The 19811-nt window shown below is 68.9% G+C and carries 11 protein-coding genes; all 11 read right to left on the bottom strand.

Annotation, left to right across the window (positions count from 1 at the left end; genetic code table 11):
- Nucleotides 1-392: 392 nt before the first annotated feature.
- Entirely contained in the window at nt 393-890 is a 498-nt protein-coding gene (gene tpx / locus GZ998_RS03485) for a thiol peroxidase (protein WP_161924762.1), read from the bottom strand.
- 94 nt (nt 891-984) lie between these two features.
- A complete protein-coding gene (locus tag GZ998_RS03480) occupies nt 985-1692 on the bottom strand; it encodes a hypothetical protein (protein WP_219109040.1) in 708 nt (235 codons plus the stop codon).
- A gap of 24 nt (nt 1693-1716) precedes the next feature.
- Entirely contained in the window at nt 1717-2625 is a 909-nt protein-coding gene (locus tag GZ998_RS03475; RefSeq protein WP_257504980.1) for a hypothetical protein, read from the bottom strand.
- A 272-nt stretch (nt 2626-2897) separates the two neighbouring features.
- Nucleotides 2898-3794 carry a hypothetical protein gene (locus tag GZ998_RS03470; protein ID WP_161924765.1) on the bottom strand — a complete coding sequence of 299 codons (897 nt, stop codon included), beginning with the start codon at nt 3792-3794 and terminating at the stop codon, nt 2898-2900.
- A 33-nt stretch (nt 3795-3827) separates the two neighbouring features.
- Nucleotides 3828-6563: a hypothetical protein gene (locus GZ998_RS03465; RefSeq protein WP_162679085.1), complete on the bottom strand. Its 2736-nt coding sequence runs from the start codon at nt 6561-6563 to the stop codon at nt 3828-3830.
- A 4-nt stretch (nt 6564-6567) separates the two neighbouring features.
- Nucleotides 6568-8859, bottom strand: coding sequence for a hypothetical protein (locus tag GZ998_RS03460; RefSeq protein ID WP_219109038.1), 2292 nt, complete (start codon nt 8857-8859; stop codon nt 6568-6570).
- A gap of 103 nt (nt 8860-8962) precedes the next feature.
- Nucleotides 8963-11725 carry a hypothetical protein gene (locus GZ998_RS03455; protein WP_219109037.1) on the bottom strand — a complete coding sequence of 921 codons (2763 nt, stop codon included), beginning with the start codon at nt 11723-11725 and terminating at the stop codon, nt 8963-8965.
- 2 nt (nt 11726-11727) lie between these two features.
- The gene (locus GZ998_RS03450; RefSeq protein ID WP_162679083.1) at nt 11728-15300 is read right to left on the bottom strand and encodes a tubulin-like doman-containing protein; all 3573 of its coding nucleotides are present in this window, start codon (nt 15298-15300) and stop codon (nt 11728-11730) included.
- Nucleotides 15301-15410: 110 nt separating this feature from the next.
- On the bottom strand, nt 15411-18119 hold the full coding sequence (locus tag GZ998_RS03445; protein ID WP_219109036.1) for a VWA domain-containing protein: 2709 nt from the start codon (nt 18117-18119) through the stop codon (nt 15411-15413).
- Nucleotides 18120-18121: 2 nt separating this feature from the next.
- The gene (locus GZ998_RS03440) at nt 18122-18616 is read right to left on the bottom strand and encodes a hypothetical protein (protein WP_162679081.1); all 495 of its coding nucleotides are present in this window, start codon (nt 18614-18616) and stop codon (nt 18122-18124) included.
- A 188-nt stretch (nt 18617-18804) separates the two neighbouring features.
- Nucleotides 18805-19668 carry a hypothetical protein gene (locus GZ998_RS03435; protein ID WP_219109035.1) on the bottom strand — a complete coding sequence of 288 codons (864 nt, stop codon included), beginning with the start codon at nt 19666-19668 and terminating at the stop codon, nt 18805-18807.
- Nucleotides 19669-19811 lie beyond the last annotated feature (143 nt).

Here is a 19811-nt window from a genome sequence, read left to right as displayed (position 1 = left end):
CAGAAGTCATGAGACTCAACCGTCCCAGAAGTGTGGAGACAGCACAGGCACCTACAGGTACGAACCGTCGGGCCAGAGTACGAAGCGTCGGTGCAAAGGTACGAACCGTCATGCGAAGTGCCGAACCGTCACGCGGGGCGCACGAGCCGTTCCGCCCCCCGACGTCGGCGCCCACCGTGCCGAAGATGTTCACACCAGCCCAGAACGTCCTCATCAGCCCGAGTACGACTACCCGAACGCGACCCCCACACCACACCGCAGTCCGGGCCTTGCCCCAGCGCCGGGTCCCGGCCCCGCACCCTCAAGCACGCAGAGGCCCTAATGGTCAGCCCTGGTCCCGACGCGACAGTCGGCGCCTTCACCCGCCCCGCGGACGCGTACCGCAGGCCGGGCTATGCGAGCGCAGCGATAGCGGCGTCATAGTCGGGCTCCTGGCGGATCTCCGGCACCTGCTCGGTGTACAGGACGGTGCCGTCGGTGTCGAGCACCACGATGGCACGGGACATCAGTCCGGCCGTGGGGCCGTCCACCAGCACAACGCCGTAGTCCTCGCCGAAGCTGGAGCGGAAGGTGGAGCCCGTCACGACCCGGTCCAGGCCCTCGGCACCGCAGAAGCGCGCGGCCGCATAGGGCAGGTCCGCGGAAACGCACACCACGGTGGTGTTATCCAGGCCGGCCGCAAGCTGATTGAACTGGCGCACCGACATGGCGCAGATGCCGGTGTCCACCGACGGGAAGATGTTCAGCACGACACGGCGGCCGGCGAGCTGCGCTGACGTGACCGGCCCTAGGTCCGCGCCCACCAGCTCGAAGTCGGGAGCCTTAGTGCCTACGGCAGGGAGGTTGCCGACGGTGTGTACCTGGACGCCTTCGCGAGTGATCGTAGCCATGCATTAATAATGGCATCTTCTCATTTCAGAGAACAACGCCCTGCGCAACCTATTTTCCGCCTCGGCGCTGAGCGCCCGGCCCACGTAGCAACCGCTACTCGCCCTTGGCGGCCCGCAGGACGCCAAGGATCTCCTGCTTACCGGGGACTTCCACCCCCAGCGCCTCCACCCGCGCGATAACGGCGTCGACTTGCGCCGCGTCAACCGAGGCCGCGTAGGTCTGGGCCTGGGCGGCCGTACGCTCCTTGAGTGCCTCGGCCCCGTAATAGGCGCCACCGACCGTTGCCGCCGTCGGTAGGGCGATTGAAGCCAGGAGCAGGAGCGTCGCAGCCGTCTTGGGACGGGCACGGACCACGGCGACCACCGCCACTATGAAGGCGACGAAGGCCAGCACCCCGCCCGCGCCGAAGGCCGCCAGCGCCGACGTATTGACGAACGAATCGCTGCCCAGAAACGCCGAGAACACGTCGACGGAGACCAGCAACCAGTAGATACCGCCACCCAGTAGCGCGCTGGCGAGGACAACCAGGACGCTGCCCAGGGGCAACGCCGCCGTGCGTCTGCGCTGCGGGGGCCGCGGCAGCCGTGGCGGCGCCGACCGGTATTGCGGCGCAACCGGCCAGGCAGCCGTAGGCGCCGGTTCTTGTGCAGCCTCCGGACTGGACCCGAAGACTGCCGCAGGCAATATCTGCGTCGCCGACGGCGGCTCAGGCTCGGTGGGCACGCCGAAGACGGGCGTCGTAGCCCGCTGCGGATAGGGCTCGTAATCGGGCGGGGTCGGGTTGGTCGGGGGATTGGACACGCTGAGGACTCCTTTCGGCCGCGGTCAGAACCTCAGTCCCACACGGTGAAGCCCCCAGAGAATCGGGTCAAGGACCCGGAACGGGGAGATCCCGCGCTCGGTCAGTTGATCCGCGTGCTGCGGGCTCTCGCCAACCGCCGACACCGCGAAGTGCCGTACCTCGGCGAGGGCACCGTTTTGCTGTGCCGAGTCGGCGGAGAGCGTCACCGAGTCATCGCCAATGCGATTGAACAGAGAGCGGACCTCCGCGTCTAGGAAGACCACATCATTCTCAAAGGCAGTCATCGCGCTATCGATGTCCTGCCGCGCGCGCAGCATCGTGTCATCCCGGTTGAAGTGGGCGGCCGGGTTTGCCAGCAGCGGTGTCAGGGCGCTGTCCGCGTCGGTCATCTTGTGCAGTGAGTCGAACTTGGAGATCGTCAGCGCAAGTCGGGCCGAGCCGGAGGACAGCTGCCGCAGCACCTTCGGCAGCACCTCCCCAGGCATGTCCCCCAGCCGGTTGCGGTCGATCTCCGGGATGATTCCCGCCAGCACCTGCCTAACGGAGTCCAGCATGAGCGGGTCGAAGAGGAACACCACCAAGTCGGCCCGGTCCATGAAGCTGAAGTGAAGCGGCTCGCCTACAACCTTCTCGATGTCCTCACCGGCCACGTCGCGCATCACGATGTAGAAGCGCTCAATGTCATTACCGCGAAACTCCCAGATCAGGGGGTCCTGCTGGTATGCGCCACCACCCGCGATGGGGGGTGTGCCCTCCATGACCACGTTCTCCTTGAACAAGGGCTTGTAGTACCGCTGCGAATACACCTCGTAGGTGCCGGTCGTGGTGGGGGTCATGGTGCATCCTCGGGACTGCGCGTAGCGCCTGAGCAGGTCCACGGCCACCGCGATGTAGACGGACTTGCCCGAGCCCCGCGCCCCGACCAGCGTCATGGTGAATACCCGCGCATCCTCCCATCCCGGCGGCAGATCCCGGTGGCATACATTGCAGATCCGCTGCTGGCACGGCTGCCCGCACCGCCGGCACGGGACTGTCGTACGCACCGGCTCGTCCTCATTTTGAACGATGCGGTAGAAGGGAGTAGTTCTGGTTTCGTATCCGGCCAGAGCGGTGCCCTGCGGATCCGGGACGGGCTGGCACTGCCCCGTGCACCGCACGGTGATCTCTCCGCCGGGAATGGCGGAGTAGCAGTAAGGACAGGTACTCATACGTTTTCTCCGTTTCCGTGGTGTCCAGCGGGTGTCGACAGCCAAGTGAGCAAAGGTGCAAGAAGCTCCAGCGTGCGCGGCCCGAAACCGAGGTCCTCACGCATCAGCTCCGCCCACGCCGCACCATCCAGCGCGAGGGCTTCCGGGGCGGGGAGCACGCTGAGTACCTCCGTCGGCCCAGCCAGGAGCACGTCGGAGCGTGCCGGCTCAGGAGGCAGGTCGGTGACTACCGCCACCCGCGCGCCGGCGTCGTCGTCCGGAGCGGCCACCTGCCCGACGCCGTGGCTCTCCGCGCCCCCTACCGAGACCCGACGCACCGTCGGCGCCGGAACTCCGACGGTCCCGTACAGGTCGTCGAGGAACCGTAGCAGGGCATCCACCCGGTCCTGGTACTGCTGCATCGAGGCGGATGTATCGATCACCAGGGAGGTGACGCTCGGATGGAGCCTGTGCCCCTGCTCCTCCCAGCGCCGGGCGCACCATCCCCCCAGGCCGAGGGTGACCGTGCCACCCTCGCCCGGTCGAACCGTGATGGTGCTGCCAGCTCGCGTCACCGAAAGCACCGCCACGACGGACCGTCCTGAAACCGGCACGGAGCGCAACAGGTAGGACTGTCCGCCGACGACGCCGATGGCGAGGTCCACCGTGTAGTCCCCCGGGAAGGGATCACCCGAGGCGGTCATGACACGCACTGTGGTGGGCGCGTCCTCCGCAACCGCCTGTGCGGGGAAGGCCACGGCTCCGCGTGCCGCCCCGAGGTACTTCGGGGCCCGGGTTGTGCCGACGACCTCAATCTGGGCGGGCACGGAGCGTGATACGAGGTTCAGCTCGACTGCGCCCTTGACCGCCAGCGCGAGCTCTTCCCACTGACCGTGGTCCAGGATGTCTGACACGAGGCTTCCTTTCGTAATTCCGCATTCCGCCGTTCAGCGGTTGCCAAAGAGCTTGGATCGAATGTTGAAGCGGCTCGACTCCCCGAACACGTTCTTCGCGAGCCAACGCTCCGCACCCGGGGCGTCGTACAGCGCTTGTCCCAGTTTGCGGATGGCCTGCTGCCGCCTGTTCTCATCGAGCATTCCAACCCAGGCGCGCACGGCCGCCAGTGCGACGTCGTCGCGATCCGTCAGCTCGGGTGCCGAGCGCTCCTGCACGAAGTCGAATTCATCTAGCACCGCGTCGCTCCATGCACGCAGGTCCTCATGCACACGCCCCTCCCGCTCCCGCAGGAACAGCTTTGCCGCCAGGCGGCGTGCGGTGTTCCCCAGCGCGTAAGGCGGCTGCGGCGACAGGCTGTAGGGATTCTGCTCCACCCACTCGGCCAGCGTCTGCAAGGACCTGGACCAGTTCACTCCGTGCGGGAGCTGCGGGACGGATACCCCGGCCCACATGGCAATGACCAGTGCCGCCAGCGCCTTGTTCGTGGCCTCCGTAATCGGCAGGCGCGGAATGTCGACTCCGGGTCGGCCGCTGCGGATCTGCGCTATCCCTTTCAGGACGTTCACGGCCATATTCGCCACCTCGGTGGGCGGGGCGCTCATGAGCGGAGTCGAGTGAAAGACCACTGCGGTGCTAACCGCCTGCTGCCATGATGCGCATCTGACCGGCCCTGCCCCCAGGCGGTGCTCGGAAAGACCGATAGAACCGAGGTGCCTGCGCGCGAACTCCACGGCGGCGGGCTCACCGGGATTCCGCATTAGGCAGGGCCCGGCAATCCGCCACCACCCGGGGAGGGACTCGGGAAGAGCCAGTGCCTGTCCCGCCGTGAGGTGCTCGGCGAGTGTGTTGAGTGCGTACTCGGGCAGCTGCGGACCGCCGGGCAGCCCCTGCAGCGCCTGTGCCAGGCCGACGGCGTTGCTCCTGTCCGGCTCGGCTTGCAGTCTCGCCAGCGCCGTCTCCAGGCGGACCTGTCGCAGAGTCCCCAGCTCTAGGCCGGGGACCAGCCATGCCAACGCCGCCGGTGGCGCGGCCGGCAGCGTTCGCGCGGTGCCGTAGGCGTGCCGGTCGCGCAGCAGGTCATCCACCAGTATCGCCAGCTGCCTGCGCGTATCCGCGCACAGGTCCAGGGACAGCATCGCGGTGTGGCCGGGATCGGACTCGTTGAGCAGTGCGCCCGCCGCCGCCCCCAGCAGAGCGGGTGCCGTGGACTCGGGCAGGGTGAGGCCGTCTCGTACCAGTGAGTCCACCGCCTGCGCGCCTGCGGCCGGGCTGGCGGGGCGCCGTTGCTCGGCCGCGGTCGTGTATGCGGTGGTGAACGCGGCCGCCACTAGCGCCTGATTCGCCGGAATCGCGCTCCAGTCCCGGAGCAGCTGCGTGGCGTCCTCGCGGCCGGGCCGTTCAGCGGCCAGCCAGCGCGGGTTCCGGGAGGCGGTATCCAGGTACTTCCTGACCAGTCCGCCCGCGACGCCGTCGACCGGCGAGCCTGCTGGAACCGCCGAGAGCTTGTCATACCAGGACTCGGGATCATCCTGCTTCGATCCCAGCACCCGGTCATTGACAATGGCAGTCAGGTACGCGCTGGTCGCCAGCGCGCGGGGCTGGCAGGCAACCAGTTCTCGTTCCACCAGCGAGACGAAGTCAGTATCCGGCGTGGCCGAGAGCAGGTTCGGCTCGCAGGCCTCCGCCATCGCCAGTGGCCACGCCGGGCTGATATCCCGGTGATCCGAGAGCACTGACAGGACGTCACGCAGCGCCTCGGTGGCAGCAACCCATGCCCCCAGGTCATTCGCGCCGGCCCGTACCAGCCGCCCCCAGGCGCCGGTCGGCGGCGGCTGGTGCGCCTGCGCCGGGTCGATCACCACTACGTTGGACCGGCTGAGGCTCCCGCCGAGCACATCGCTGCGCGGCACGAAGGCCAGCCCAATACCCTGCTGCGCCAGCCCCTCGGCGTCGCCGACACCCGCAATGCGCTCCAGGGTCGACACGCCCAGACGGCGAAAAGTCGCGCCGGCGCAGGTGCGGGCCAGGGCAGCAGCCCACAGCGCCGCTTCATCGGTGGAGTCGCAGGCCACCGCCACTAGCCGCCGCGTTTGTGGCGGCACCGGCCCGAGCATGGGCTCAAGGGCATCGGCTATGGCGGCCAGGACCGGCCCTCTGTCGCCGGCGGCGATGAAGTCGGCGACGGCGTCGTCATCCAGGCCGCCCCGGGACAGGGAACCGGGATCGGGCAGCTGGGCCGCGCGGACATTCTCGGCGCCGAAAGGAGCAACCCACCAGTCTGAACGCCACAGATCGGGCGCGGTCAGCGCGGGAGCAGCCTCTTCCCGTACCCGCAGCAGGTGGGTGAAGCTGTTCGGCCTGCCAGTAGTGTCGAGCCCGGCGGGGGCAGTATGGATGAAGACAGTGTCACGCCCCACTGGTACCTGCGCGAGCCGGCGCTCGGCGCCCGCGATCTCCTCCGCTGTAGGGAAGGACGGCAGCGACCGGGCCGGGGAGAGCACCGGCTCGATCAGGCGGCTGAGCGACTGCGCCTCCTCCTCATCCAGGTCCCCGGATGCAGCCATGATCTGCCAGCCAGAGAACGTCCGGCCGTCGACTACGCGGTCGACATTCGTGTAGAGCAGCTGGGAGGACGTCGGCGCCGCGCTCGCGCCAGGCGGGATAGACGGCGGCAGCGCATCTGCCCGGTAGGGGCGGGAACCTGTGTCCTGACTTCGAGGCGACATCCGCTCACCGCTCCTTGCGCAGATTCGCTAGCTCAGGGTCAATCAGCGCGTAGTGCTCAAGCGAGCGGGGGGAAGCCTCTTCGTCCGCCCGTACGGAGGCGGCGGCCGGGGAGTCGACCAGCAGCCTGAAGTACCCGGGTTGCCGCGTTGCGTGATCGAACCACAAGGACATGATGGACCCATCCGGTGGAATGAGCACTGAGCTGTGGGCCTGCTGCCCCCCATCCTTGGTGGGGCGCTCCAGGAAGAACTTCACCTTAGTGCCGTCCGCCGGATTAAGCGGCAAGTGATCGGTATTGTGCACCAGGACGACGCCGACCGCGTCCGGCTGTGCCCGCACGCCGTGCACCGGGGCGATCTGCAGCTCCACCAGCGTCTGTCCGAAGGCCACCGCAGCCCGGCGCAGCAGCCCGCTCGCGATGCGCCCTTCCCCCGGCCAATGCAGGCTGTACTTGTACACCCATTGCGAGGGCACCTCTACGGTCACCGGCAGCGAGGTGATCTGCTGGCCCGACAAGTAGGTCAGAGAGTTCAGGTGAATAGTCCCCCCGGATGCCGGCAGCATCCCCTCGCTCAGCACGCACCCGCCGGCTGCCCGGTAGTCGTCGTGGCTGACATCGAGCAGCGGCGCCGCAGCGGGGTCGAAGGCCTCGCCGGGGGCGGTGAACCGAATCTGCACCGAGGCGGCATCCCCCGGCCAGGTGAAAGTCACCAGGTCCCAGGTAAGACGCCGGGTGAGCACCGCGTTGTGGATCTTGCCCGCGCGCTTGCACACGATGGGCTTGCCGATAGTGGCCTGCCCATCGGAGTGCAGCGTAACCGGGGTGAGGTACAGCGCGTCCCACTGGTCGCCCTCCGGCCAGCGCACCAAGTCAAGCTGGTAGCGCTTGTGCGTGGGGTCATCGCTGTCGCTGATGGCGGCCAGGCGAGTATTCAGCCGCGCCTCCTCGGGCAGGCCCGCCGTAGCCAGCTGGCTCAGGGGAATGACTTCCAACGCGCTCGCCTGCGCCGAGACCGGTTCCCGGGTTCGGTAGATCTCGGTTTTGGCCAGCGGGTGCTGCGTCCAGGTCAGCGACAGCGTCAGCCCCGTGCCGTCAGCGTCGGGCACCTGCACCGCCTGCAAGTCCTCAATCGCCTCTACCGTGATTTCCGGAACGATCCGCCGAGGAATCGGTCTTGAGGTATAGGTCTGGCCCTCGACGACGACCTCTACGGCAGCCACATAGGTGTAGGGGACGCCGCCCACGATCTGCGCGTCCTGAAACCCCTGGCCGTTGTTAGGCAGTGCGAAGCTCATCCACGACGAGCTGCGCAGGTGCGGTCCCGGCGGCTCGTCCTGGGGCAGGCGGGCCGTGAGCACGGTCAGCGAGGCACCGGGCGGGGCTTTGGGCGGCACCCAAGTACCAACGACGGCGCGCGCCTCCGCATCGAACTCCACCGTCCAGTCCGCCAGGTCGTGGATGACCACCCCACTGGCCACGCGCCTAGGCTGCCCCAGCACGCCGGCCTCAGCGCCGGCCTCATAGCCCCATACGGTCACGAACCGGACTGCCGTCGTAGCCGGGGAGTCGTCACGCGCAGTGGTGCCGGTAGTAACCGCGACTTCCTGGAAGTCATCGGGGCTATAGGGCATGGCGGTGTCCGAGACGACCACGCGGTAGGTCTCCCCCTCACCGGGATCCGGCCAGGTGTAGCGCAGGCCACCGCCCACGCGCTGCCATGACACCGGGATGTGCGCACCTCCCTGGTCCGCAGCATCCAGGTCCATGCGCTCATAGGTGTAGTCGGGAAAGGCGACGTCCAGCTCGGGTTCCGCCGCAGCGCCGACGGCGGGCTGGGCCGCCGTCGGCTCCAACGGACCACCCACCGACTCACCCGCGGACTCGTCCACGGGCTGGCCGGGTGAGCCCGCGGGCTCGCCCTCCCCCGCCTGGTAGCTCGGCTCCGGCACCGATGGTGGGCGGGCCGCGTCCTCGGTGACCGCATCATCTGCATTTTCATTCGCACCGCCCACCGGTGCCTGGGCCGGGGCGGAAGGGCCTGTTGCCGGTCCGAAGGTGCTGTTGAGCATCTCGGCTACCGGAACCGCTACGGACTCGTACAGGTCATCACGTCCCTCGAGCAGTTCCTCGGTGATGACTTCCGGATCAAACACCGTGGCGCCGCCCACCTCGCGGCCGGTCAGCATCAGCCGCCTCCACATCGACGGGCGTAGCACCTCCTTGGCCTGCGCTCCGGTTTCACAGCCGATCCACTGCGTCATTGCCTCGGTGAATTCACGGAAGTTGAGCGACATTGTTAATCCTTATTGCGGGAATTCGGGAATGGGGACTTGCTGTGTTGCGGGAAGGGATGGCGTGGAAGATCGCTTCGCCTCCGACTGACCGGTACGCGACGCGTCAGTACTCGAGCGGACCGAACGGGGGCTGCGGGATAGCAGGCGGGGCGTCATCCGGGCCGCCGGAGTCCGCCGCGGCAAAATCTGCGTGGGCAGCCGCGGCTGTCCGGCCAGTTGCGGCGCTCCTGTCCGCCCTGTCATAGACGGGCTCGTCCAGCCGGAAGCTGTTCCCGGAGTCGGTTGCCTGCGGGAAGACGAACTCCCCCGAGGGGATCGGATCCGTGGATGCGGCCAGCACCATGGTCTGGCTCAGCCCCCTGGTGGACTCGGTGAACCAGTGGTTGGCCAGACTGGTCAGTGCCCGCCCGGTGGCGTGCGCCGCCGGGCTCAGCACCTGTGAAATCACTGGCCGGGAGGCGGGCGTGGACAGGTCCTCCCGGTATGCCGCTACTGCGCGGCGCTCGCCGTCGGAGGTGATGACGGCCAGGTCAAGCCGCGGACCCGTGGAGTCCGCGAGCAGTCCCAGACAGGTGCGCCACTTGTCCAGGCCCGCGCTGGAGCGCACTCCGGCGTGTAGGACGCCCTGCTCCCAGTTGGCCAGCGCGGATCCCGCATGCCCCGGTTCGTTGAGCAGGTTCAAGTGCCCGGCGTTGTAGGCACTGCGCTGCTCCGGGGTCAGGTCATCGGCGACCGCCGCCTCGAATGCGTCCCAGGCCTCGGACAGCCAGCCAACAGTGAATACCTGTCGGCGCAGCTCAGCAGCCACGTCCGCCGCGTGCCGCTGGTCGACCTCGACCGTGACGTGCTGGAGCGGCTCCGGCGGGACTCCGCGGGAATCGTGGGTAGGGGCGGTCGCCTGCTGCTCGCCGAGCGGATCAGCGAGGAACTCGGTGATGATCGCCGCCCACCGGTTGAATTGCGCGTAGGCCTCGCCGATCGCCGACAGGTCCTCGATCGCCATGCGCAGATTGGCCTCCAGCTCCGGCAGCTGCGCGCTTCGCGACTCGGTGAGGAAGATCAGGCGGAACACCTCTCTCTGCCGCACAGCGAAGATCCACACCGATGCCAGCAGCCAGATCAACAGCGCGCCGCCGACCGTGATACCCAGCGCGAACCAGCTCATCCGGCCCAGGACGGTCAGCACCAGTGGCACCCCGACGGCAATCCCCAGCACCAGCAGCAGGAGACGAAGAATCTTCGCCAGGGACCTCTGCTCGTGCTCGATCTCCTGCCCGAAGTCCTGCGCCCGAAGCTCATCGAGCCTGGCCTGCGTGTCCCGGATATCGGCCCTGGCCGCCTCCCAGTGCCGGGCGATCGCCCGGCCGATCAGCGGTACGAAGCGCCTGCTGTTCCGGGTGTGCCAGCTCTCAATCCGCCGCAGGTACTCCTGGGCGGTTGCGGCGCGCGGACCGTTTTCCGCAGCCGCCTTCTGCAGCACCCGGCGAACACGCTGCGTCTCCAGCTCGTCCCAGGCGTGTAGCACGGTGTCGGCGGGCAGGGGGTCGATGGCCTGCGGCAGGCGCAGGCTGCCCTCGTCCTCACCCGAGGGCGCCACCAAGTCACGCTCGGGCACGTATCCCTCGTATGCCGTGAGCCGCAGCTCCTCGCACCCGGACCCGTCCAGCAGCGCGCGCGAGCCGCTGATCAGGTCCTGCCACAGCCCGCCGAAGTCCCGTGCCGCCGGCTGTGGTGCCCGCGGGAACTCCTCGGGGATGGAGGCGCTCGCCTGCGCCGCCAGGCGGGACAGCTCCTGCCAGCTGGCGGGCTGTCCGGAGGCATCCACCCCGCCGACGACGACGCGGACGGGTGAGTCGGGCCCGAACACGGCCGCCGAAACCGACCCGGCGATGCCGGCCTTGATCCCGGCGATCTGCTTGCGCAGCCAGTCCCCGGGGGCGCCCGCAAGCGCCTTGAGCAGGAAGGCGAAGAACATCTTCAGGAGCTTCCACGCTCCCATGGAGCGCGGCGGCGACGCATCCGCCAACCGGGCGGGCGGGCGGCGCAGGTGCTTGCCGTGGCGCCGCTCCCAGTCTGCGGCCGCCTGCACCACGCGCTCCCCGGGATCGGGGAAGCCCGCGACCGGCACACCGGTGTCGGAGCGGATCGGCTGCGGATAGTGCGCGGCTATGGACGTCACCTGGGACCGCAGCGCGTCTTCGACCGCGCGCGCATCGGCAACCCGCACAAAGGTGCGGGTGATCTTCACGTAGTCGGACGTGGATGGGCGCTGGTCGTCCTCGGGCGCCGCGCTCACCGTGCCGGTGATGCCACCCTGCACGGCGAGCCCAACCGCGGCGCAACCGGGAATCGCCTCCGGCGTCAGCCACCAGCCGGACACGGTAAAGGCCGGGTCGGCCGATACCTCGGGAGAAAGCATTACGTTGTGCCAGCCCTGGTGCCCGAGCTCCCCGGGGATGGGCGCGTCCGACCAGGGCACCAGGACGCGCACGCATTCACGCCGGGCCTGCCCGGGTATGCCCAGCCCCTGGAAGTGAAGCTCCGCGAGGGCTGAAAGAGCATCACGCGCCTCGTGCCCGACGGGCACCACGACGATCAGCCGCACGACTTCAACCGCATGGCGATTCACCGCGCGCGAGAAGCGCAGCGCGGACACCTGGCCCTGGTTGACCGCGAGCGTCAGCGGGTCCTGCTGGGCGGGATCCGCTGACGGATCGGGCCCAGACTCGATCCAGTGGAAGGGAGACAGCAACCCGGCGGCAGACAGGTCCGTCAATGCCGCCAGCACTGGGCGCTGGCTCCGGGGAGCGATGTAGATGGTTACCGCCTTGCCGGGTGCCTGGTCCGCAACAGATGAGATGGCCATGCTCAGTACTCCAGCCCGCCCGTCTCGGCTGCCGCGCCAGGGGCGAATCCAGCCGGATCCACCCGCGCCAGGTCATCGCGAACCGCCATCAGCTCCTCGCTCATCTCCCGCGCCAGGTCCACGCTCAGGGGCGTAGTCGCCACCAGCTCGCGGCGGTGGTAGTTGGTCCAGTGCCCCGGCGCGTCTGCCTTGCCCTGCCCGGGAAGGTAGTTCTGATCAAGATCCGCCAAGATCGCATCGCAGTACGCCAGCAAGCGCTCCCTGCGCTCCTCGGCGTTGCGCGCATCCGCCAGGTCCACTCCCGGGGTGAGGTCGTCAACGGCCCCCCGGCCGAGTAATTCGGCAAGCATGCTCTGCACGGGGGTGTCCCTGCCGAAGGCCTCCTGGTGCTGGTTGGCGCCGTCGTCGGCCCAGCGGCGCAGCACGCTCCAGGGCCGGAACACCTCCAGGCCTTCCCGGCCTATCCGCAGGTACGCGAGCAAGGTGGCCTCCAGGACCGCGGGCAGCCAGGCGTTCGGGGCGATCATCCGGGAGGGCGGAGTCAGCATGGGTGCGGGGAAGGCGACCCATTCGCCCTCGGCGCGGTCCCATACGCGCACCGGGTGGTTGTCGGTGGCGGAGCGCCACGGCTCCCGGTCGATCCCTCCGGCGAGGGTGGCGGCCCACCAGCCACGGATGATGGCACGGCGCTCATCATCACCCATCGGCAGGCCCCCGGGCAGCGGGCGCGCCCGCCGGAACTGCCAGAAGGCGCTACGGCCGCCGTCCGATCCGGATACGGTGTCCCACCTGTCCGCCACGGACTTCAGCAGTCCCGAGTAGGCCACCGGCAGTGTGCGCGGGTAGGAGCCGAAGACGTCCACGCGCGCCACGTCGTCGTCTGCGAGGCGATTACGCACGTTGTCCACCACCAGGTCCGTGGCGAAGGACGTGTTGTGCCGGAGGTAGTCGAGGAACTCATCGGCGACCCGGTGATTGCTGAAGGGAATCGCGGAGAAGGTGAAGGACAGCTGGGGGGCCTGCCCGTCGTGCAGCCGGGCGTAGACCTGCGGATCGATCTCCACCAGCGGGCGCGCCATCTCCAGCGTCCGCTTCAGGCCCGTCAGGACGGCGGCAGAGCGCTCGGCGCGCTCGTGCTCCCCTACCGAGTCGTCGTTGAGATAGCCGCGCAGGGACTGGGAGGTGAACTGCTCGAAGGCCTCGCCACGACGGGCCACGAAGGCCCGCGCCCGATTGAGCAGCACCGACGGCTGCAGCCGAACCGTGGCACGCGCCGGGTTGGGCACCTCCCCCTGAGCCGCGATTTGCAGGCCCCGGGGCACCCAGCCGGACACGCTCAGGAGATCGTCCGGGGCGGGGTCGCCGGCTCCCTGCGCCCAGCGTCCGGTAACCACGGCCCTGACCACCGACGTATAGGGGTTATCACTGTCATCCGGGGCGGCATCGCGCACATGCTCGGAGAAGTATGCGGGGTAGTCGCGCACGTCCATGAGCACGACCTCGTTGTGCGCCGTGGCGAATCTGGCAGGCACCGCGGCCACCTGCCCCTCCCCGGGGGGAGCCTCCTCGGGCCAGGCGGCGTACAGGTCCGTAGCCACGTCAGCGACACCGACGGCGTTGTGGCGGTCATTGCGTGCGGACTCCAGCACCCGCCGGGCATCGTTGAGCGCGTTCGCCAACGGAGCCACCACTGAATCAGCCATATCCCGCAGCGCGGGCGCGAGGTCCACCGCCGTGGTGCAGCCCACCCACTGTGCGAGCCGCTTGACCAGCTGAGTGCGCAGCTGGTTCATGATCTCCTGCTGCGCCTGCGACGACAGGGTTCCCTTGTGGCCCATGGTCGCCAGCTGCTGGGACAGCTCCCGGGGCAGGGCCAGCGGCTGGTTCGGGCGTTGCGTCACCGCGCCCGCAAGGCGCTCCGCCAGGCCCGGCAGCTCGCCGCCCGGCCGCCGCAGCCGGTCCAGTACCGTCAGGGCATAGGGAATGCCGTACTCGGAGATGTTGAGCCTAATCGTGTCGGTGAGTCTGCCGGCGATCTCCTCCGCGCGGGCCCGGGCCATGTCGCGCGCAATCGTCTCAAGCTGCGCGGTGACCGCCGGGGCCTGGCCCCGCAGCCAGTCGCTCAGCGCGTTCTGCAGCGCAGCGGCCGTGACCCCGTCGCCGAGCGCGATCTGCCGGGCGAACAGGCCGTCCACGACGTCCCGCATCCGCGCCACGATCGTGTCATTGTTGACCACCCTGCTGGCCTGTGCGGATGCGAGCCACAGCAGTGCCTCCTGGTCCGCCGCGCCCGAGACGCCGACTACGTTCGTGCCCGACGTCGTCGGCAGCCCGATCCGCTCCAGCTCCAGCGCCCGGTTGGTGCTCCACAGGTCGGTGAGCGCCTGTGTGTCGCCGATGTTCACGCCCGGGCGCCGGAATCCGTCCAGCACGTGGTCCACGCACCGCCTGGCGATCCGCTGCGCGGCGTACTCGGCGTAGCGGTCCCGCCCCGTGCTCAGGGAGGCATAGCCGAAGGAGCTCCAGGCCGTGTCGGTAGCGTCCACCCCCCAGCTGACGTACTCCTTGTCGGAGACGCTGACACCGTTCGCAATGTCATAGGAGACGTAGTCATTGAAGGCCGGGGAGGCGATGTAGCGCGCCAACCCGCGTCCCATGCCACGGAAGACGTCCTCCGCCGACCCGTCTCCGAACACCGCCCCCGTACCGCCGGCCTTGATTCCGATGGGGGTTACCCGCTTGAAGGCGCGGCCCGCGCGATTGGTAATCCCGAAGCAGGCGTACAGCTCCTCGTCAAGGCGGGCGGCCCGCCCCTCCGCCCCCGCCTGGGCGGCGACGATCTCCCCGAGCATGGCCAGGGTGTTGCCGGGCATCCCGGTGCGCTTGTCAGGCGGAACCGACCCGAAGGCCTCGGCGGTGTACAGGAACACCGAGATCAGCTGCGGGTCAATCGGCGGGGTCGACTGGACTCCGGCAACCAGACGGCACACGTCCAGCGCCATTGAGGCCCCAGACCCTCCGGCCATCGAGGAGACCACAAGCACCATCGGCACGGCATCCGCCTTAGGCGGGTCACCGGCCCCCGGCACCACGGCGCAGACGCGCTCAGCCTGCTCCTGGGCGAGGGGGTTGGCCATACGGGCCAAGGACGCCTGAACCGCCCGCGAGATGTCATCCAGCTTAGTGAGCACAAGCAGGCGGCCGATGCCACGGAACTGCCCGGCGCCGACAGTTACCGGAAATGCCACTTCCCTGGGGTGGCGCGGCATCCAGGTCGCCAGGTGGCGCAACCCGGCCGTGCTGTTCTGCTGCACCCGACCGGTGAGCGCCTGGTCAACCACGGAGTACGCACCGGAGGCGACGCCGCAGGCCACGTACGCTCCGCCCTGCTGCGTCACCGTCCCCACGGTGTCCGCAGCCTCCTCCTGCAGGGGCGTGTCCACGCTCAGGAACTGCCAGCACTCGGGTATCTCCCCGATGCCGTGCACGGCGAGGTCGGCCCGGATCTGATCCATCATGTACGCCAGTGTCTTGGCGCCCGAGCCACCGCAACCGATGACTAGAACCTTGTGCATTTCCGTGTAGTCCTTTCCGCCCGCGATCTCACCGGGGGGCGCCCTGGGGGTACGGGTGGCCCGTCAAGGGCCAAGTTATCGCGTGCGCCATATCGGTGCGCGGTATGTCACTATCCGAACGGGGATGAGTCCTCGGCGGGCGCAGAGCCCCCTAGAGGCGCCGAGTCACCGAAGGGATTGGCCCCGTCCAGGCCCGGGTCCGCGGCGCCCGCATCTGCCCCCAGTCCGGCGCCCGCATCCTGGGCCACGGCCGGGCGGGACGAGCTCGCGACCGAGGCGACCGCGGTAGCCAGGTGCTCCCGGGCGTCGGCAACCACCTTCTCGATCGCTTCCGGGGCCGCCGAGGCGAGCAGTACCAGCAGCGTTACGCGCCGGGGCGAGTCCGGCTGGTCAAGAATCGCGACCCAGTTCCCGCGTACCGCCAGCGGCAGCACGGCGTGGCCGTCTCGCGCGCCGCCGACGGCCCCGGAGACGGACGGGGCATCGGGTCCCGCCACCACGACGTAAGGCGCCTCAGTGGGCGATATGCCCACCACCGTGCGCAGGTGGAAACCCGCCACGGCGCAATCGCGCTGCCGCCGCGTCAGGGAGTGCATCGTCAGCTCCTCCGGGCCGAAATCGATGGAGGCGGCGCTGCCGGCCTGCGGAACCTCGACCACCTTCGTCCCGGCGATCAGTGTTCCCGCGGGGATGCGTGCCGACAGCGACTTGAACAGGTAGAGCAGCGCCAGGGGAATGCCGATGCCCGCAGCGAGTGCGATGGCGAAGGTGCTCCACGTGGTGGCGACATTGAGCGGCCGCCGCATCTCCGCAGTCATGGGGACCTCGACGACCTGCACCCGTTCGGGTTCGTCCAGAGGCGCGACCGAGACCTTGACGGTCCCCGTCACGGCGCCGTTGGCCTGACTGCCGACAGTCAGCGTGAGCGGGAGCGATGCCTTGGCGCCATCGGCCGCGCTAACGCACTGCTCGGGCGTGGAGGCAGCGGCGCTCACGGAGATGTCGCCGGCCCCATGGGGGGCGCCCGTGAGCTTAAGCGAATCCGCGCCCACCCAGACGCACCCGGGACCGGTGACATCCAGCTCGGCCGTCGCGGTCGTCTCCTTCTCGAGTCTTCCAAAGTCGATCGTGGCACCCAGCTCGGGGAAGTTCGACGGCGGGTTCACAGTCACCGGGACCGAGCTGGTGGTCGGGTCCAGCTGCGTGCCCGGAATCGTCTTTCCGCCGTCGGTCGCATCCGCGGTCGTCACCGTCACTGAGGTCGTAACCGCTCCCGTGCCCACGGCGACGTCCTCGCCGATTGCGAGCTCCACCGGGTGCTCGATGTCGCCCAGGTCGTCCGAGTCCAGCAGCGTGTGCTCCTCCCCCGCGGCATCCGTCAGCGTCACGGAGTAGGAGACCGCACCGGTGAACTTGTCAGCCCGCACTACATCGCCGTCCACACGCGACAGCAGCACGATGGTCGCCTCCACGCTCTCACCCTGCCGCAGCGTGGTGGTGTCCAGGTCCTTCCAGCTCAGCGTGAGAGGCGAGGTCAGGTGCAGGTTCACATGCACCTGCTTGTCCTCGGACTGCGCCCGCGTGTCGACGAAGGCGATCCGCCACTGCCCGTCCCAGGCCTTGGAGGTGGCCGCGTCAAGGTCGATCTCCAGTGTGCGCCGAGTGCGCCACTGGTAGCTGATACCGTCGGCGGGCTGCGCGTCGCCCGCCTGCGCCGACAGGATCATCGGCGCAGACGCCCCCGGCGGGTACAGGTATGCGTCCAGGTCATCCACGTCCGTTGTGGCCAGCACGTGCACCGTGTCCACCGACTTGTCCAGGACGAAGGACAGCTCGCCGTCGGCGCAGACCTGCCCCTGGCAGATCTCGACCGAGGACGAGCGGACCGTGTCCCCAGGGGTCCCGATCGCGTCGAATGCGAGCAGCAGCTGGTCTATGCCGCCCGCCGTGTAGAAGGCACCCTGCGGGGAGGACAGGGCCCCGCATGCCTCAAGCCCGGCAGAAGCGGCGTTATCTCCGCCGGCGAGCGTCACCCGGCGCATCAGCGTCAGGTCGGTGTCTCCTGCCTCCAGCCCAATACCCAGGAGCACCACGCCCGAGCCGCGGAGCTGATCGGCGAGCCCGGTGTCGCGGCAGATGTCCGCAACACCTGCGGCCTCTGCCCGTGCCACGCCGGACTCCTCGTCCAGCGAAACGCCCGGCGCATAGGGCTTCTCACTGCCGATGGCGTCACGGACCGCGCGCGTGTCCCGCACGTCCAGGTCGAAGGCGCCGTCGGAGAACCAGGCGATCGCACGGCAGCCCGACTCGTCATGATCCACGAGGTCCTGCCTGGCCCCCTCCAGCGCAGTCCAGTAGTCGGTGTCGTAGTCCCGGATGTCTGAGCCAATCGCCTCGACCGACTGCTTGACAGCCGCGACGTTGTCCGGGGAGATCCCGGTCCACTCGCCTACAGGTGCGTAGGAGTCGGAGAATCCGGCGACGCGGACATCCACCACCGCACCGCTGCGTTCCGAGAAGTCGGCGAGGCGCTCGGCGAGATAGCTCGCGGCCTGTACCCGGGTGCCCTCCGGGTCGGTTTCGCGCAGTGACCCCGACTGGTCCAGGAGCAGCAGCAGGGACCCGCTTCCCCGCCCGACGAGGCAGGCTCCGAAGTCATCCATGCCAGAGCGCGGCGGCGTGGCCGGCTCCTCGTCGGCGGCCGCCCGCGGCGGAGCTGCCAGCAGCGTCAGGCCGAGGCAGACGGCTCCCACCAGCGCGATCAGGCAGCGCAGGATCCCCCTGCGGCGCAGCTCGGGCCGTACCGTGCTCCCTGCCATGCTCACAGCCTCCCCACGTACAGGGCGATCCGCACAGCCGCGGCAACGACGGCGGCGACGGCAAGCACCACGCTGAACCGGTGGAACATGACAGCGCGCTTCTTGTAGAGGTACCACGGGTTCGCCTGCCGCTGGGCGTCCTTGACCACGAAGAGCGTTGCGAGTCCCAGGCCGACCAGCGCGGCGAGCGCCCACGCAACTGCGGCGACGGCGATCTGCTCGAACAGGATAGCGAGCACGAGTCCCAGCGTAGACGCGGCCAGGGATCCGGCGAGTAGCCCCACCGGCGCACTGGTCGTGGCGTACCCGGCCGTAGTCTCCGCCGCCCGGCCTGCAAACGCGCTAACCGAGCCCTCGCCCCCGCCCTCAAGCGGGGCTTGCGCATCGAATACACCGTGCGGCTGCGGGTCCTGATCGGCCCCCGGAGCCGAGGAGGGCGTCTTTGCCTGACTGTCCCACGCCCCCAGCGCGGGTGAGTCCGATCTTGGCGACGTCATCGTAGACGACTTCCTTCCAGGTCCAGGGCGGCCGCATTGCGCACCCGCAGGGCGTCATGTCCGGGCACGGGCCACGTGGCCGACTGCCCGGGGCCCAAGCGTAGTACTTCCATCACTCTCATACTCGATTGCCAGTAGTCAATTCCGGGAGCCCCACTGCCCCAGCACCCTAAGCACCCTGCGAGCCCTCAGAACACTGTGTACTCGGTCCGGGAGACGGTGAAGCCGGAGCCGGTGACCTGATTCCAGCAGGTCATACCGCTCTCCCGCGAAGTACAGGCGAACGTGTCATTCGCTGCTGACGAGCCGTAGTCGAGCGTGATCAGCACGCCATCGGCGCTACCGATGAAGTCATTCCCGCAGCTGAGCGAGGCCCAGCCGTCGGCAACACCGATGGAGAATAGGGACTGGCTGCAATCCTCCTGGCCGGCCTCGGCGTAATACCGCTCCGCCACCGAGCAGCCGACTATGTCATCATGCAGCTCGCAGGAGATGTTCTGCGAGGGGCTCTGAATCCAGAAGGCCTCGACCGCGTCGTCCGGCGCCGGGCTGACAAGGTCCCCGGCCGACGGATCCTGTGTGTCGGCGGCGTTACCCGAGTGGCTGGTGTCGCTGAGCGTGGTAAGCACCCCGTAGGCGCACTGGTAGAGCATGAACAGCGCGACCAGGACCAGCACAACCACCAGGATCGCTCGCGGGCCCCCGCTGCGCTTCGGCTGCGCCATGGGCTGGGGCGGGACTCCGGGCTGGGACGGCACTCCAGACCGGGGCGGTACTCCGGGCCGGGGTGGCACCGGTCCCGCAGCCGGGGCCATGACGCCGCCGGGCGGCTGCTGGGGCGGCTGCTGCGCGCCCTGGTGCTGCTCCCACGCGCGCCGTACCTCGGACGAACCGAGCGACAGGATCCACTGGCGCAGGCCCTCCGGGCATGCCGGATTGACCACGATTCGCGCATGCAGCTCCGGGTAGTTGTCGGCGAGCTCCTCGAGCCTGTCCGGGCTGGTTTTAGGGGAGGAGGCGTCATTGGCCGCGTCACCGGGAATCATGTCCATCGTGTCCTCCTGGCTCAGGTCCGCGCGGCGGCGGCGTGCGCTCCACGTTGCGCACGCCGCCGTTACTGTGGGCGACACTACATCATGCCGCGCGAGCGCGGGCCCGTGTAGCGAGTTGGCCCCGGCGAGCGGAGTGCTCGCCG

The sequence above is a fragment of the Actinomyces sp. 594 genome, from assembly GCF_019325145.1.
In the GTDB taxonomy this organism is placed as follows: Bacteria; Actinomycetota; Actinomycetes; order Actinomycetales; family Actinomycetaceae; genus Actinomyces.
Note: the sequence above shows the minus strand (reverse complement) of the source record. Positions and strands in the feature narration are given on the sequence as shown.